The sequence below is a fragment of the Treponema bryantii genome (genome assembly GCF_900111035.1).
GTDB lineage: Bacteria > Spirochaetota > Spirochaetia > Treponematales > Treponemataceae > Treponema_D > Treponema_D bryantii_C.
Genome location: NZ_FOFU01000006.1, coordinates 142,769 through 160,553, shown reverse-complemented (window position 1 = coordinate 160,553; position 17,785 = coordinate 142,769). Strand labels below are relative to the sequence as shown.

General features: G+C 39.7%; 11 protein-coding genes. 4 read left to right on the top strand and 7 right to left on the bottom strand.

Annotated elements, in window-relative coordinates; translation table 11 throughout:
* Positions 1 to 116: 116 nt before the first annotated feature.
* The 6 genes from BMY21_RS11235 to BMY21_RS11210 all read right to left on the bottom strand — a co-directional run bounded on the left by BMY21_RS11235 (position 117) and on the right by BMY21_RS11210 (position 11,010).
* Complete coding sequence (locus BMY21_RS11235) at positions 117 to 2,957, bottom strand: glycosyl hydrolase family 18 protein (RefSeq protein ID WP_074644217.1); 2,841 nt, start codon at positions 2,955 to 2,957, stop codon at positions 117 to 119.
* A gap of 15 nt (positions 2,958 to 2,972) precedes the next feature.
* Complete coding sequence (locus tag BMY21_RS11230; protein ID WP_074644214.1) at positions 2,973 to 5,036, bottom strand: glycosyl hydrolase family 18 protein; 2,064 nt, start codon at positions 5,034 to 5,036, stop codon at positions 2,973 to 2,975.
* Between the two features lie 283 nt (positions 5,037 to 5,319).
* Positions 5,320 to 7,368 (bottom strand): beta-1,3-glucanase family protein, encoded by a 2,049-nt coding sequence (locus BMY21_RS11225; protein ID WP_074644212.1) that lies wholly within the window; start codon positions 7,366 to 7,368, stop codon positions 5,320 to 5,322.
* A 123-nt stretch (positions 7,369 to 7,491) separates the two neighbouring features.
* The gene (locus tag BMY21_RS11220; protein WP_074644209.1) at positions 7,492 to 8,517 is read right to left on the bottom strand and encodes a GGDEF domain-containing protein; all 1,026 of its coding nucleotides are present in this window, start codon (positions 8,515 to 8,517) and stop codon (positions 7,492 to 7,494) included.
* 55 nt (positions 8,518 to 8,572) lie between these two features.
* Positions 8,573 to 9,220 (bottom strand): YczE/YyaS/YitT family protein, encoded by a 648-nt coding sequence (locus BMY21_RS11215; RefSeq protein WP_083379840.1) that lies wholly within the window; start codon positions 9,218 to 9,220, stop codon positions 8,573 to 8,575.
* A gap of 2 nt (positions 9,221 to 9,222) precedes the next feature.
* Positions 9,223 to 11,010: a hypothetical protein gene (locus BMY21_RS11210; protein WP_074644203.1), complete on the bottom strand. Its 1,788-nt coding sequence runs from the start codon at positions 11,008 to 11,010 to the stop codon at positions 9,223 to 9,225.
* Between the two features lie 186 nt (positions 11,011 to 11,196).
* Here BMY21_RS11210 and BMY21_RS11205 point away from each other — a divergent pair, with 186 nt between their 5' ends.
* The 4 genes from BMY21_RS11205 (at position 11,197) to BMY21_RS11190 (ending at position 16,416) form a co-directional block, all read left to right on the top strand.
* Positions 11,197 to 12,474 carry an endo-1,4-beta-xylanase gene (locus tag BMY21_RS11205; RefSeq protein WP_143064219.1) on the top strand — a complete coding sequence of 426 codons (1,278 nt, stop codon included), beginning with the start codon at positions 11,197 to 11,199 and terminating at the stop codon, positions 12,472 to 12,474.
* Positions 12,475 to 12,554: 80 nt separating this feature from the next.
* Complete coding sequence (locus BMY21_RS11200) at positions 12,555 to 15,713, top strand: FtsK/SpoIIIE family DNA translocase (protein WP_074644198.1); 3,159 nt, start codon at positions 12,555 to 12,557, stop codon at positions 15,711 to 15,713.
* Positions 15,714 to 15,731: 18 nt separating this feature from the next.
* A complete protein-coding gene (locus tag BMY21_RS11195) occupies positions 15,732 to 15,992 on the top strand; it encodes a hypothetical protein (protein ID WP_074644195.1) in 261 nt (86 codons plus the stop codon).
* Positions 15,993 to 16,083: 91 nt separating this feature from the next.
* Positions 16,084 to 16,416 (top strand): hypothetical protein, encoded by a 333-nt coding sequence (locus BMY21_RS11190; RefSeq protein WP_074644193.1) that lies wholly within the window; start codon positions 16,084 to 16,086, stop codon positions 16,414 to 16,416.
* 124 nt (positions 16,417 to 16,540) lie between these two features.
* Here BMY21_RS11190 and BMY21_RS11185 read toward each other — a convergent pair whose 3' ends face one another.
* Complete coding sequence (locus BMY21_RS11185) at positions 16,541 to 17,785, bottom strand: hypothetical protein (RefSeq protein ID WP_074644191.1); 1,245 nt, start codon at positions 17,783 to 17,785, stop codon at positions 16,541 to 16,543.

Genomic DNA, 17,785 nt, shown 5'->3' with positions numbered 1-17,785 from the left:
GGCCGGCTTGCCTTTGACTATCTTAATTATCCCACTGGTTCTGTTCTAAAACAAGATGTAAAAAGTTGTAATTTTAGTTGTAATCTTTTATTTCACCTCAATTACAAAAACACAAACTAATAGTTATTCAAGAATGCTCTATTCTGGCGACCAAAACTGTTGTTGTTCTGGTATGCGTCCCAGTTAATAGACCAGGTCATAAATCCTCTCATTCCTGGATACTTTGCTTCAAGAGTTCTGAAAGCTCCCTGAAGCTGTGTATTAGAAACCTGACCCGAACCAGCAGCACTTGAAGAAGAAGGAACTGCAATTACAACCTGATCGGCTCTTAGTCCTGGGAAGAAATACTGTTTTCCACCATTAAGATAGAAACCGTCTATTAACATTTCGCACATCTCTACCAGAGAAGGTTCATCTCCCATTGAATACCAGCTGCCGTCATTTCCCTGAATTGCACATGAATTATACAACTGAACCTGAACGTAAGTTGTCTTATCTCTCAAGGCATGAATCATAGGAATATATCCACCGGCACGAGAATCTACATAGCCGTTGAGTCCGCCATAATAGGTGTGACCAAGCTGCATATAGAAGGTTTCCGGAGCCCATGAAAGAATGAAGTCGTCTCCATAAGAATCACAAATCTGACGAATTGCATTAATCATATTTACAATTCTTGGTGTTTTAGGATTTGCAAAATCCGGGTCTGCACCACTGTTCATTGCAACTGAAGACTGCTCAAGGTCGATATCAATTCCATCAAATCCATATTCGTTAATAAAGCCTTTAATATCATTAACGAAAGTATTTACAGCTGAAGAATTTTCAAGATAGAAATATCCTTCATAACCGCCGATAGAAAGAACGATTTTCTTGCCCTTTGCCTGAAGAGTTTTGATATCTGCCTTGAACTGATTTACGTCCCCTGCAACTCCAAACTTCATGCGGCCGTTTCCGCTTCCAGGAGTAACCGGTTCAGCGAATGAAACGTTAATTACATCCCATGAAGAATCTACGTCAGCAAGGCGGATATAAGGACAGCCGCCGTCCCAGGTGTGCCAGTAACCGCTCATAATGCGTTTAGGAAGGCTCTTGTTGATTACAGGGTCTCCGCTGCCAGTACCAGGATTTATAACCGGAGGTTCTTCGCCCTGTCCCGGCTGAGGCTCAGGCTCTGGTTCAGGCTGTGGCTGAGGAGTAACTACTGGAGTTGTAGAAGCCGAGCCCTTTGTTACTGTGTAATTAACAGTATTCGATGCCGCTGTACCAAAACTGTTAGAAAGCTTTACCTGATAAGCGTAAGTACCATTAGCCTTGTTTGAAATATTGAATACATAGCTTTGAGCATTTGGTGAATTATCAGTGAAGGTTTGAGAAGCAATTAAGTTTCCGTTTTCATACAACTGAGCAAGAGTACCATTATTGCCCCACCACATATTCATTTTGATTCCAAAGCTTGCCTCACCATTCCATGTAGACTGCTCGATGAAAGGTGTTCCAGGAATACCTGTTGCTTTAGGACTTGCAGGAACTTCTGTTGAAGGAGTTTCACTGCCAGGATTCTGATTTCCAGGATTATCAGTTGAAGGCTCTTCCTCATGTGGAGTCTCGTTTCCAGAATCATCACCAGGAGTGTCGCCTGTATCGCCATCTTCTGTGTCATCATCTCCAGGAATTACGATTGTGCCGTTTCCATTATCGTAGCCGCCATCAGCCTCGTTCATAGCCTTAAGCTTTGCACCAACAACCTTTGAAAAATTCCAGCCGTTTGAAGCATCCCAGTTAATAGACCAGGTCATAGCACCACGAATATTAGGATACTTACGAGGAGGCATATAAGAACCGTGCTTTGTTCCATAAGCCAGTGTATCCAGCGCATTTACAACAATCTGAGGGTCTACATATCCGCTGCCGGCACCTCTTGTACTTGCAGGAAGTCCAAGACCTACCTGATCAGCACGCAGACCGTTTTCAAGCTGAATTGTTGCAAGAGCAGTTAAGAAGTCTTCTCCACCCTGACCATAAACCTTTCCATCATAACCGCACATAGTACCCGAATTGTAATACTGAGTGTTATTTACAGTTAGAATATCTTTGATTGCCAGAGCAAGCTTAAAATATTCCTGACCAGTACCCTGCATATCCAGAGTCTGAGGAGCAAAGGTGATAATTGAACCTGATGGAATTGCGCGAAGAGCCTTTTCGATATATCTGGCCTGAATACCATGCTCCAGGTCGATATCTACACCTTCAAAGCCATATTTACGCATAAGGTTTGTTACAGAAGTTGCAAAACGATTAGCGTCTGCATCGCTGGCAATTGTAACATTACCAGTTTCACCACCAACCGAAATGATTACATGCTGGCCGCGAGCCTGAACAGTTTTAATATCCTGAATAAACTGTGCTTCAGAAAAACCTAATGAAGTATCAAGATTAAAAGTTACTTCACCCGGATTTCCTGTTGCATCAGCAAAAGAAACTACAATCAGATTATAAGTTTCTGGAACTTCACTGATACGCAGTACCTTTGCACCGTTATTAAAATTCTGCCAGTAACCGGTAAGAATATGCTTTGGAAGTCCTGGAACTGTGATTACAGTTTCATCTTCATTATCATTACCAGGATTTTCATCTTCTGCCGGAGGATTATCTGGAGGCAAAACAGGTTCGTCCTCTGCAACTCCAATTTCAAGCCAGAGAGCAGGAACGCCGTCAGGCTGCCAGCCGTCTAAAGCTGTGTGAGCAAGACGACACTGATATACTTTACCGTTGTAGGTAACCTTATCACCAATACTATATGATGTTCCTGCAGCCCATGGAGCAATTGCTGAATATGCAGCACGGGCACTGACTGTCCCTGAATTCTGTAAATCACTTACAGCATTAGAACAGCCTGCAAAAGTAAGGCCGAAAGCCAAAAGTCCAGCCCCTATTATTTTATGAATTTTTTTCATTTAATAACCTTCTTTTTAAAGTCTTGTCCACAAGGCAGGAGTATCTGCCGGATTCCAGGTTTCTGAATATGCTACGTGTGTTACCAGACAGCTGTAGTTAGCACCATTGTAAGAAACAACCTGTCCTGCAGTATAAGTTCCCATTACTGCCCATGTGTTGCCACCAGCTGGAGGCTGATTGTTTCCTGGCTGATCACCACCCTGATCTCCCGGCTGAGGTTCTGGCTCTGGTTCAGGCTGTGGGTTTACTGGTTCAGAAGAAGCGCTTCCCTTAGTTACTGTATAAGTTACAGTTCCAGAAACAGCTGTTCCAAAGCTGTTGATAAGCTTTACCTGATATGCATAAGTTCCGTTAGCCTTTCCAGAAATATTGAAAGTATAAGACTGTGCATTAGGAGAATTATCTTCAAAGCTTACCGAAGCAATCTTTACACCGTTCTCATAAAGCTCTGCAACAGTACCGTTATTTCCCCACCACATATTCATTCTTAATCCGAAAGAAGCTTCTCCATTCCATGAAGTCTGTTCAAGAGAAGGAGTTCCCGGAAGGCCTGTAGCCTTAGAACTTGGAGGAACTTCTGTACCCGGATTTGTACCAGGGTTAGTTCCTGGGTTATCATTTCCAGGATTTGTACCAGGGTTAGTACCCGGATTGTCATTTCCCGGGTTAGTTCCAGGATTATTATTACCAGGATTGTTTCCACCATTATCACCAGGATTTATATCTGTTCCAAAATCAACACCATTCAAAATTGATTCATGAACAATGTTTACAAGGTCATAACCGTTTTTCCAGTCATCACCATCGAGCTCCCAGTACATAGCTCCACCAAGACCAAGCTCATTGATGTAGTCGCACTTTGTTTTGATTGTAAGCTGATCATCATAAGTATAAAGCTCTCTTGCTCCGCGATTGTACAACCAGCAGGCCTTACTTACTTCATCACGATATTTTACCCAGCCCGGTGTATTTTCCAAAGCCTTTACAGCAAAATAAGGGCTCTGTCCACCAACACCCCATTTTCCAGACAAGGTTGAACCACCAGTACCAAACATACCGTCTCCAATGCCATCACCATCAAAATCGAGACCACCAGATACATTGTTCCAGCCACGACTGTAGAAAGGAAGACCTACAACAATTTTACTTGCAGGAACACCTTCTGAAATGAATTTCTTTACAGCCCAGTCAATGTTATACTTTTCTCTAACATCATCTGAATAAATGCCGCAGTTCATGTTTGCATAAAGCGGAGCCTGATGTCCTGTATTGCTTTCAAATGCACCGTGCATATCGTAAGTCATAAGATTCAATGCATCCAGATATTTGCAATAGTCACCAGGATTTGTTACAGCGATTTTATCATAACCTACACCAATAGCAGCTGTAAGTTCATACTTTTTACCATCTTTGCGTCCCTGAGCATCCAGAGCTTCCCGAATAGCTTTTAAGAACAAAGTAAAGTTTTCTTTATCTTCAATTCCACCAGGAGCACCAAGATCGTATTCATCATTTGGATCTTTTGGACGATTTACACCGGGGTATTCCCAGTCGATATCAACACCATCAAGACCATACTGAACAACAAAGTTTTTTAAATTTTCTGCAGCACGTGCACGTGTAGTTGCATTAGCAGCAGCGGCATGGAAGCCATTTGATTTTGTCCATCCACCAACAGAAATCAAAACCTTAAGATGAGGATATTCCTCCTTGAGTTTACGTAACTGACCTAAGTTACCTTTGTACTCTGTATCCCATTTGTCACCAGGGTATACAATATCTGTAGTTGCCCATGGGTCAAAAATCTGAACCGCCTGCGAAGAAGGATCCAGACCAACAAATGCATAATTAATGTGGGTTAATTTGTTTGCAGGAATAGATGTCGCATAATAGTTATCATGCGCACCATAGATTCCCCACTCACAGAAATAACCAACAACCCTTTTTGAACTGGTAGCCACTGCTGCCGCTCTTGAAGAGCTTGAACCTTCCGCAAGGTCCGAAGCTACAATCCCTTTACAACTCGTAAAGGCCAATGCCATTGCCATAGCAACCAGAATCGTTTTTGTCTTTTTCATCACAACCTCCTATGTGTGGTGTAATAATTTTGATTAGACAAGATAAACTCAAACTCTTAGGGCCCTGTACAATACATATATGTTTGTACAAACAGTGTACAATAAATAAATCATAAATCGTCTTTTAAAGAATTGTCAACAAAATATTTGATTTTTGTAGGGGTTTTTACTTATTTTACACTATTTGTTTGTAAATTCGGTGTACATACTTAAATGTGAGAAAAAGCCGTCCGATTTTTCGGGCGGCTTTTTTCAAGAAAACTAAAGAGTTTCCATATTTAGATTAAAAACCAAGTCTTACAACTACACCACGTGCATTTGTAGTGAAGGTTGTAGCACTCTGGTCATTTACATCGTCGTAGCAGAAACCGTATGCGAGTCCGCCGCGTTCGCTGTGATCATGCCAGAACTTAGAGTAGTAGTTACATGGGCCGGCATTGTAATATGCTGCAGCATTGTTCCAGTATGCATCTGGTTCCATGTGAGCTACGTGACGGTTGAGAGCCGCACAGATCCAGGCTTCAAGAGCAAGTTCCATAGGATTTCCAGAAGCGAGAACTCCATAGCCTTCGAATACTTCGCTTGTAGTTGGCTTACCGCGGATTACATAAGTCTGACCTGCAGCTGCAATTGAACCGTAAGCTTCGATACAGCGGAAATAGAGATTTGTTCCGTCACCAGTAAGAATAAACTTTCCCTGTGGATGAGTTACAGTCTGGCTCTTAGAAGCAATTGTGTTCCAGGTCTGTGTAACGTAATCATTAAAGTAATTACCGTAAGCACCACCAGTTCTGTTATCAAATGCACCCTTACATGGAGCAAAGATTCTGTATTCACTTGCAAGAGTCTTAAACTCAGCAGGCATTTCTTTCTTGAAGTAATCCCAGATAACTTCACGCTTTGTAGAAATACCAGTCTGCTGAACACGTCCATCATTATCATAAACATTCATAAGAACAGGGAAACCAAGCTGATCTACCTGAGTTGTATTTACCCAGAAACCGTTGTCCGTTACTGTATACTCAAGCCAGTCAAAATATGTTTCGTAGTTAGCATCTGAAGGATTGCTCAAAGAAGGAAGAACTACACCGTTGCCATTTCCCCACATTACAAGAGGCTTACCGTAAGAGTAGTAAATACGTCCTGAGTGAGAGAGAGGAATCTGGAAACCAGAGTACTTTACATCAGCAAGTGTGTACTGCCATGCAGAAGAATCAGAAGAGCCGATTGGAATAAGAGCTCCGTCTGGACGTGCATAGCACCATACATTGTTCTGATTCATACAGATGATGTAGATGTAAATCTGATTATCAGCAAATTTTCCGCGTGTATGATTCTGGAACTGATAAGTTACCTTCATTCCCTGTTTACGTTCTACAAGAGTATCGTTTGTATCAATTGGAATACCTCTGTCACCTGGCTGTGGCTGAGGCTGTGGTTCTGGATTTACAGGATCTCCGCTACTATTAGAAAGATTAGTAAGTTCCCAAAGCTGAGCGTCTGTACCATTCCATGTCCAGGTCTGAACGTTTGCACCGTCTTCTACAGAAGCAGCACTTACATCAAGAGCAAGATTAGAATAAGCATTTATGATTTTGTAGTAGGAACCTTCTTTAGTGATGTACCAGTCCTGATTTCTGTTATTGAGGTCAGTCCACTGAATAACGTTTGTACCATCAGTTGTTCCCCAGTTAGCAGCATCAAGTGCAAGGTTTGAATATGCATTTATGATTTTCCAGGTACCGTCAGAATTCTGGCGCAAAATCCACTGCTGGTTTGCCTGATTGTCACCATACCCCCACTGATGAATGTTAGTACCAGGAGCTGTCTGCCAGTTATCATTGTCCAGGGCCTTTCCAGAACATTTAGCAAGAATCTTATAAGTAGCACCCGAAACAAGACCAGAACTGTTTTCTACAGGAGCTGGAGTTCCCTTTACAGTAACTTCAATACCTTCTGCTTCTGAACGTCTTCCATTCTTTACAGCAGCTACTGCAACTACATGATTTCCAGCATAGCATTCAATTTCTACCTGCTTTAGAATTGAAGTTTCATCTACTTTTTTTCCATCAAGATAAATATACCATTTGTCTGGCATAACGGAAGGACATCCCCATGCAAGACGAATCAGATTGTTCTCTCCAACATCAGCTACAAGACCAAAAGGAATTGCAATTGAAGAATCTATTGAAACAGATCCATCAACCGAAACACTTCTCGAAGCTGAAAGTACAGTTTCATTTGAAACATCATACCCCAGATTTGAGCACCCGCTAAGGCTCAGCGCAATAGCTGCAACTCCCGCACAAATAGCAATTCTTGCTTTTTTCACAAAAGACCTCCAAATTTTTTTATGGACTTTTTCTCCATAAATCATGGTCTCATTGAATTTTTGTGCCGTCAATTCGCAAAAATTTCGGTATATACCTATTATTTTCTGTTATCAGGGGATAGATTACTTAACTACGCAGTTTTTACCGTTACGTTTTCCGTAATAAAGGCGGTCGTCAGCATTGCGGATTACCAGTTCATAATCTGTAAGATTTGTTCCGGTACACATACCAACAGTAACTGTAACTTTTATTTTTTGATTATCAAATTCAACAATATTGTTTTCTATTCTTTTTCTCAGATAAGTAAGATGTTCATAAGCTCGAATTTCATCTGTTTGAGGCATGTATAAAACAAATTCTTCTCCACCCCATCTGACTGTAACAAATTCATTATCATATGATTCTTCAATTATTGAACTTACAGCTTTTAAAACTGCGTCTCCTGCTTGATGACCATAAGTATCATTTACCTTTTTGAAATCATCAATATCAAAAATTGCAATCGTATATTTGTTTTCATTTTCAGTTTTATTACGCTGCATGATATGTTCAAAAAAGCGGCGGTTAAAAAGCCCCGTCATCAAATCATGATCACTACAATAAGTCAGTTTTTCATTAGCAGCATTCATCTCAAAGAAATACAGATTTGAAATATAGAACATTGTAAACAGAGTGATGCAGAGATTTAATAATCCGATTTCCTGTTTACATTCATCTATTACAGGAAGATATTCCGGAAAGATACATATTTGTTTAATGTGAATAAAATAAATGGCAATTGCATAAATAATGCCACATCCCTGAAAAATCTGCTTCATTCGCCTTTTTGGAGGAAGCAGATAATAAACTGAAGAAATCATTCCAACTACATAAAAGATATAAAAGAATGATCCTCCAGAAAATAATTCACTTGTTAATGAAAAAGTCAGAATTTCAAAATATGTAAAAATAATGTAAAAATCTTTTTCTTCTTTATAACTGACAATTACAATTGAATAGAAAACTGTGCTTAAAATATTCAACATTGAAAGAGGAACTAATCCAACGAAAAAAAATAAAACGGAATTACCTGCATGCACCATAAAGCACATAATCAAAAAAATCCAGGTCTTTTTTTTCGAAAGATAATCAAGAAATTTTTCGCACATAGAAACTCCCTTAAATATATTTTAACACAGTTTCTATATAATTCATAAAATTTTTTTATTTATTCAAAATTGGTCTTGCACAGTGAACATTAAAGAATTCAATGAGAGGTCCCATGAAAAAGGCCGTAATTATTGTACCAGCACCTGCAATTGTGATAATGGCTCTTGCAGCTCCACCAGAAAGCATGAAAAGTACTACGCCGAGAATTACACAAACAAGGTCAGTAATAATGCGAACGTACTGGAATTTTCCTTTGTGCCAGGTATTTACGATAATAAGAGCAACAGCATCGTAGGTTGAAACTCCAAGATCTGCAGTCATATAGAAAGCTGAACCAAAGCAAATAATTACAACACCAATCACAAGACACGCAATTCTTACAGGAAGAGATGGATCAACAATCACAGTCTGAAGATATTCATAAGTAAACTGTGTGATATATCCAAGTAAGAACAGATTAATGAAAGTTGCAATTCCAATATAGTGACGGTCAAAAAACAGCATGAAAATGAAAAGCACAGCGTTCGCAATAACATACAGCGTACCAAACTTAATTGGAACGAGCGCATCCAGTCCTGCCATAAACGACTGAAACGGATCTACACCAAGTGCTGCAATTTTGAAAATACCAACACTGATTGCACAGATGATTACACCAAATAATGACATTAAAATGCGTTTAACAAGATTCTTCTTATCCATAATTATTCCTTAATTTCGAAAAAGTCAAACTCTCCCGGAGTTGCACGGCCGTAGAAAACCGTTTCTGAATTTGCTGCGTTATCGTCCGGTCCCTCTTTTACATACAGCGGCTTATAAACCTGTGGCTTAAACATTTCTGGGCGGTCGCTGTCTGGAATGCGGACAAGTTCCTTTACACGGCCCTTAATATGCACATGGAATTCCTGTGGAACACAGCCATCCCATGCATAACAGTAAATACCAAAGGTTTTGTTGTCGTAAGTGAAGAGTGATACACCGCTGCCACCGTCAATCCAGATGCCTGTAGTGTCGAGTTCACGACGGATTGCTGTAAGAACCGGAGCAGGAAGGTCGTAAAGCTTAGAAGGCATTTCTGGAATTGAAAGTACCGTAAAACGTCCCTTGCCATAAGTATCGTAACAGAGGATGCTCTCATGGTATTCACCGTGACCCGCATTCATAATAGACCAGGTTGCATTATTACGGTGCTCAAGCAGAGGGAACTCTATTGGCTGAGCTGATTTCACATAGTTTTTGAAATGTGGGATTTCAGCTGGTGTCTGGAACTCATCTGCAGAAAGAACGCGATTTGTATAAGTTACGCTTGTAAGTTCGGAGATCTCCGGATATTTCTGCAAAGCACCAATCATAAAAGACGACGTCGCAATTGCGTGACCGCCGGCCTCAACAAACCGCCGCAGCTTTCCGACAATCTGCGAATCCTCGAGGGACGCTGCAGTTACCAGTACTTTGCGCGAAGCGCCGACCTCTGAGAACTCCAGAAATTCACAGCATGGCTCCATAGGAACTCCGACCATACCAATAAAATCCTCAATATGGTCATCACCCTGAGAATTAAACGGAATATAAGTCTTCAAACCACAAGGCTCACCAAGACGACCCAAAATCCTATCCAGCTTGTCATACATAAAGCCAAGCGGAGTTGCCCGTTTATTTCCTGCAATAGAAGGCCAGCAGAACATCATAATTTCCTTTGGCTTAGCAAATGCAGTCAGATATGCCTGCTCAAGGTAAGTATCAAATCTGTCACAATCATAAGGATCAAACCAGCCGCCACCATTACGGCCTGGTGCAACACTTTCAAAATAACGCATCAGCGAATATGAAAGATATCGCGGCAAATGCTGATCCTGCTGAGCTCCGTGGCGTGTTTCTGTTCCAGTGTAAATTGAATCAAAAATCTCACGCTGCTGACCCGGATTATAACCGGTTTCCTGGAAACTCTCGCGCCAGTTCGGATATTTGATGATTATATGAACCTTCGGATTTACCTTCTTGGCTGGCCCGATAATAAGATCTCGGGAAACTTCCATCATCTTTGCAAGACGGAATTCCTTCCACGAACGATTACCCTTTTCGCGGATACAATCCTCACACATACACTGTGTAAAGAAAAAGTCATCTATAATGAATTCATCAAAAAAAACTGCAGTATATTCGCTCACTTCCTTAAGACGGGCACGCATCGGCTCATTACAGTAACAGAAAGTATTAAACAGACGTTGACGCTTTTTATCACTCTCATTCAGATCAGGAGTTACAGTTGTAATTCCACCGGAAACTTCAATTCCGTAATCCTTCATTACGCGCTTTATCATTTCAATCTGTTCGCGGGAAGCGAACTCGTCACGATAAGTTTCAAGGTAAATCTTATCAATTTTCACATATTTCTGAAGAAAATCTGCATCTTTGCGAAGCTGTTCTTCAGTTACGCGGTTTACCCATGCAGCCACACAATAAGTTACGGTCTTGAAATTTTTATAAAACATAGCAGGCTTAAGCTCCTAAAAAATGATAAATATATAACGGAATTGTAAAAAATTATAACACGGAACTTTTATAAATATTGAAATCTTCTCTATATTTCTAGTAAGTTTTTTTTACAATTTTTTTACACGCCCATTATATAAAACCGCAATTTTTTGTGTACAATAATGATTAATTCGAGGTTATATATGTTTCATAGAAAAGATTCAGCAAAATTCAGAGTTCTCGACAGCAACGGAAAGCCTGTCGCAAATACAAAGGTTCATATCAATCAGATAAATCATGAATTTTTGTTCGGCTGTGGTGCTTTTGAAAGCCTTCCGTACACTCATGGACAAGCTGTACACAACGGTACCGGTGCTCCTCTTCCAACAGGACCAGACGGCAAACAATACACCGAAGAAGAACTCATAAAAGAACATGATCGCCTCGAAGACCGCATGAACAAATGGCTTGGTCTTTTCAACTATGGAACCCTTCCTTTTTACTGGGGCGGCTATGAACCCGAAGAAGGAAGCCCTCACACAGATCAGCTTATGGCTGCTGCTAAATTCCTTAAGAGTAAAGGTGTTACTGTAAAAGGACATCCTCTCTGCTGGCATACAGGCTGTGTTCCATGGCTTATGGAATATGACAATGAAACAATCCTCAAAAAGCAGCTTGAACGTATTCACCGCGATGTAGGTAACTTCAAAGGCGTAATTGATATGTGGGATGTTATCAATGAAGTTGTGATTATGCCTGTTTATGATAAATATGATAACGCAATTACCCGAATCTGTAAGGAATATGGCCGCGTTGGACTCGTAAAAAAGGTTTTTGATGCAGCACAGGAAACTAATCCAGATGGAATTTTCCTTATTAACGATTTTAATCTTTCTGAGAAATACGAACAGCTCATTACAGACTGTCTTGATGCCGGAGCTCCAATCAAAACAATCGGACTTCAGTCGCATCAGCATCAGGGAGTGTGGTCTCTCGAAAAAACAGAAGAAATTCTGAGCCGTTTTGAACATTTTGGCCTTCCAATTCACTTTACAGAAAATACAATTGTTGCAGGTCCTCTTGTTGCACCGGAAATCACCGACCTTCAGGATGCACATTATAATGATGATGATTCAACTCCAGAACTCGAACAGAAGCAGGCCGAAAATCTCGAAAAAATGTATAGAAACCTCTTTGAAAATCATCCGCTTGTCACAGCAATCACAAACTGGGACTTTGGCGACGGAGCCTGGCTCAATGCCCCTAGCGGTGTAATTCGTAAAGACGGCAGCCTTAAACCATCATATAATGCCCTTCATCACCTTATAAAAGAAGAATGGCACACTGAACTGGACGCAGAAACAGACGCAAATGGCTTTATCACAATTGAAGGTTATAAGGGAAAATACGAACTTTCCAGCAATGCTGGCAAAAAAGCAACATTTGAACTCAGTAAAGGCGGCGATATTCAGCTCATTTAGAACTTTCCATCCCTTTTTTGTGTCTTTTTATTACTAATAATTTCTCTAAAATCTTTTTTGATTGTTCCGATAATCGAACTATGAGAGCATCTAATAAGTCTAGTATCATAACCGGAGTCGTTTTGCTCGCGCTGGCGGCCCTTTTTACAATCAGTTTAATTCTTCTGCCACTGGATTACGGCGTTGCCGGTCCAGGACATAACAATATTATTTACTTACTCGGAGACATGCTGTATTCAGTATACGGATTCTGCAGCATTTTGATTCCATCTTTCCTGCTTGTTTCAGGACTTTCATGCTTTGCTTCTAAGTGGACAGCACGCAAAACACTTCGCCTTTTAACAGCACTTATTCCATTTTTTACCTGTGTTGTTACAGAAAGCATTATACGTTCAATTGTAAAGGTAGATCATTCTCCTTTTGCCATTGCTAAAATCCTCATTGCGCTTGTAACTGGCGCTATGTTAGTTGTAATTGAATATCTCGGAACTGGAATTATAGCTGATCGTCTTAATCATGGCGGCTTTAAAAATCTTAGAAAGAAGCCTTTAAAAGCCAAAGATTCCGCAGATGATATTCTTTCTGATGTTGAAGATATTTCAGAACCTGAAGAGACATCAGATGAAGCAGATACTGAACTTCCAGAATTCAAAAAACTTTCAAAACTCAAAGTACCAAAGGACACTCTTTTTGGTAAGTTGAAGAAAAAGTTCAAGAAAGCTGATGATGAAGATGATAACGATGAAACTGTAGTCTCAAAACCAACAATTTTTGATGAAATTCTTGATGATGTTGAACCATATGAGGAAGAACCAGCTGCAGAAGAAGAAACTTCAGTAGAAGAGCCTGTTGCAGCTGAAACATCTTCCCTCACACAGGAAGAATTTGCCGCCCTCACAACACCAGCCGATGAACTGGAATGGCCGGGACTTCCTCCACAGCCAAAGAATCTTCCTCCAGAATATGATGCAGATTTCGATGAAAACGATCCTGCCTTGGAATTCCCTCCAAAAGACGACAATACAGACGATACAGTAGTTGAAACTGTTGAAGACGCACAGCCAGTAGCTCCAGAAAAACCAGCTTCTGACGATAGCAACGATCCATACGCAACAACACGCTATATAGACTCAGTTGTGGAAAATCCTCTTTATCCTCATAAAATCGTGATAAACGATGATCCAACCCCTGCTGAAGAACCGGAAAAAAAAACTCCAGCTCAACCAGTAACTGAAAAACCTAAATATCCTACACGCATCCAGCTTCAGGATGATGCAGTTTTTGAATCAAAAACAGAACCTGCTATCAATACAAGGCCAGCTATTTACAATAAGCCTGCAGAAGATGCTAACGAACGTGCAGTTGGTTCATATTTTGAAGATGAAGTTGATGAACCTAAAATCGCAACAAAAGAAAATCTCTATAACTACTTTGAGAATGTAGACACCAAGAAAACAGCTCCAAAGATTGAAGACCCATATCAGGCCGAAAAGAATCAGGTTTCTGAACCTGACGAAACTAGCGCAGCCGTAGGGGACGACCATCAGATCTTCTCACAGCTTGCCCAGCAGGAAGAAACACAAGAAGAAGTAAATATCTCAACCGCCGCAGCAAGCGTATTTGCGGCAATGGATGCAGATATCAGAAAAACCATGCCGGCAAAAGCACCTGCAGCTAACGCTCAGAGCTCAAACCCGGCCTCTGCAAACAATCTCACAAGAGATGAACTTTCAGATTTCTTCAATGCCCAGCAGGAAGAAAACACACCTAAAACAAAAGAAATCGCCGCAAATCCACCAAAAACACATCGTGCCGCAAAGAAAGGCCCTTATGTTATTCCTTCAGATTTGCTCACAGCATACAAAGATGACCAGTACTGGATTATCGACGATGCAACAAAACAGGCTTCACTCAACCTCAAGCAGACCCTCTCAGAGTTTAATATCGAAGCCGACATTATCGGAATCAAAAAAGGTCCGGTTGTTACAATGTTCGAAATCCTTCCGGCACCTGGCGTAAAACTCAGCAAAATCGTAGCCCTTCAGGATAACATTGCACTCAGCCTTGCAGCACAATCAGTCCGCATCGTAGCACCAATTCCTGGAAAGCAGGCCGTAGGTATTGAAGTTCCAAACAGAAACCGCTCAGTAGTCGGCTTCCGTGAAATCATAGAAATGGACCTTCCTGAATGGAAGAAAATGGCCGTTCCAGTAGTACTTGGTAAAGACATCCTCGGAAAAGCTCAGCTTATCGACCTTGTAAAAACACCACATATGCTTATCGCCGGTGCAACAGGTTCCGGAAAATCCGTTTGTGTAAACTCTCTGATTCTTTCAATCCTGTACAAGAGAAGCTTCGAAGATGTAAAGATGATTCTCGTAGACCCTAAAGTAGTTGAGCTTAAGCTCTATAACAATATTCCTCACCTGCTCACTCCGGTTATTACAGAACCTAAGAAGGCACTTCAGGCCCTTCAGTGGTGTCTGTGTGAAATGGAACGCCGCTATGCCCTTCTCGACAGCATGGGTGTACGCGATATTTCTAACTACAACGCAAAAATCAAACAACAGAAAATCTGTACACAGAAACTGCCTTATATCGTTGTTATTATTGATGAGTTTGCAGACCTTATGGCAACAAGCGGTAAGGAGCTCGAAAACATCGTAGCCCGCCTTACAGCAATGAGCCGTGCCGTAGGAATCCACCTCGTACTTGCAACACAGCGTCCGTCTGTAAACGTAATCACAGGTCTCATCAAGGCAAATATCCCAACCCGAATCGCATTTATGGTTGCCAGCCGTACAGACTCGAACATCATTATCGATACAGTCGGAGCCGAAAAGCTTCTCGGCCGCGGTGATATGCTTTACGCTTCTGCAGTTGATCCTGCTCCAATCCGTATCCAGGGAACATTCGTAAGCGATCAGGAAGTAGAAAATGTAGTAACCGCAGTAAAAGATTACGGCGAACCAGACTACATCGACGAAGAAATCTTTGTAGAAGATGAAGAAGACGAAGCTCGTGACCTCTTCGGTGAACCAATGAGCGACGACGATCCGTTGTACGATCAGGCCCTCGAAATTGTAGTTCAGAGCGGAAAAGCCAGCGCAAGTTATCTCCAGCGACGCCTTAAGATCGGTTACAATCGTGCTGCACGCCTCGTAGAAGAAATGGAAGAACGTGGAATTGTAGGCCCTGCAAACGGTGCTAAACCTCGCGAAGTAATTCATATTCCATAATAAATAACCGGGGTCCCAATGATTCTTGCAATTTTGTGCTTTATAGCCGGTGCCGCACTTATTGCCACCGGCATATACTTTCTCACTCCAGGCTTCCAGAGCAAAACAAACTTCCGTCACACAAAAGCAATCAGTTATGTTGCACTAGGACTCGGAGCTTTAACCCTCGTCTGGAGCTTTATGCTGTTTACCTTCCCACAGGCACAAGCCGCACTCGCATTAGTTTACATGTTCCTTTTACTGGGAGCCGTTACCGCCTTGATGATTTTAATGAAATAAAACTCCAGACAATTAGTAAATCAAAACACCGAATTTTTTTTACTTTTCAAACAAATTCACTTATAATTTAAATATAGGAGTAAAAAAGTATATGAATTCAATGTTATTAAACATCATCATTCAGACAATGCCAAAAACAGACGCCAATAATTTTGAAGATTCCCGTCTGATTGTTAAACCAAGACAAAAATGGAAGGAAGACGGTTTCAAAGGACTCATAATTCTTCTTTTATGTCTCGCCGCAATAATACTTACAGATAAAGTTCCTGTTCCATATTTAGGAAGCATTTTCTTCATTGGCGGCTTCTTCGGACTGCTATACACCTTAATGTTCACCATCCGCGGCTTCATGGTTTACAAATACTATTATGATATTTACAAAGAAGAAGATTTAAAAAAACTCGACGAAAATTATTCAAAATAGATTTTTTTAAGAGGGGAAAGCCTTCCCCTGTCTCCAGCCCGCTCCGCGGTCTTCCGCCACCCCTTCCAGCGGGGGCGGAAATCACAGAGTTCTGTGCCCCCGCAACGCCTTATTTAGTTTACCATCAATGTATAGAAGGTACATCTAATTTAAAATCCTTAAAATGATTGACATCTTGGATAATAAAGTCATTTGTATTTATATCTAACTCCAAATACTTATCATTAGTATTATTATAAATAAATAGTATTCCTAATATAGGATATTCAAATTTTACGAATTCACAAGAATCATATTTCTGCTGAATAAACTTTTCATAATCAATATTTTCAATTATTCTATCATCTTTTAAATTTAAAATATTTATAACCAAATTGTTATCTTGTTTTGTTTTATATGCTACATATGAATTATTATTGGATAAAATAATTGATTCGTCTGAATATCCTATATCTACCAAATTTAATGTATTCAAATCAAGATCTGAAAGTGTATAATAACCATTGTCTTTTTTATTTCTTAAAAATATAACTTTTTGAATATTTGAATCATATATATATAATCTAACATTATCTAAACTAAATAATAAATCGTCTTTTTTATAAACTCGCCATTGTTTATCTTTTTCTTTTCCATAAGTTACATAATATCCAAGATCTTTAATTTTATATAACGTATCTATAATATTTATTTTGGGTTTTATGATCAAATCATTTTTGACTTCTATTGGAATTTGTTTTGAATAAATTATATTCTGTCTTTTCACGTCGTATGATTTAAGATTAACTGTTAGATTTTCAAATAATTCATTCCATAAATCATAATAAGTAATAATAGCTTCATTATTTACTATATCTAATTGAATTTTTCCTATATCATCACCATATAATTCATTTTTAATATATTGTGTCATGTCTAACCATATGACTTCATTTCCAGAATTTATATCATAAAATGAAACTCCAAAAGGATTTCTTAGACTTCGAATATTTACAAGAATTTGATCTTCAGAGGAAAAAAAATAGTATCCAGATGTCTCAGAAATAAATTTTGTTAAAATTTTGTTATTTTGGAATTCAAGATAATAAATTCTTAAATAACTATTTTCTTCTTTTATATAAAAACACTTGTTTTCAATATTATATTGTTTCTTAATATTAGTATCTGAAAACAACATTTCTTTTTGACCATCTTGATGTTCTTCAAATACTTCTAAAATACCATTGATATTGGTAAATTTTATTAACTTAATAGTATTTTTATTTTCTAATGTTTCATTATTCTGTATATCTTGTTTTTTATGATAACAAGATATATTAACCAGACATACGGAAATAATCACAAAAAAAATATTTAAACGTTTTGACAT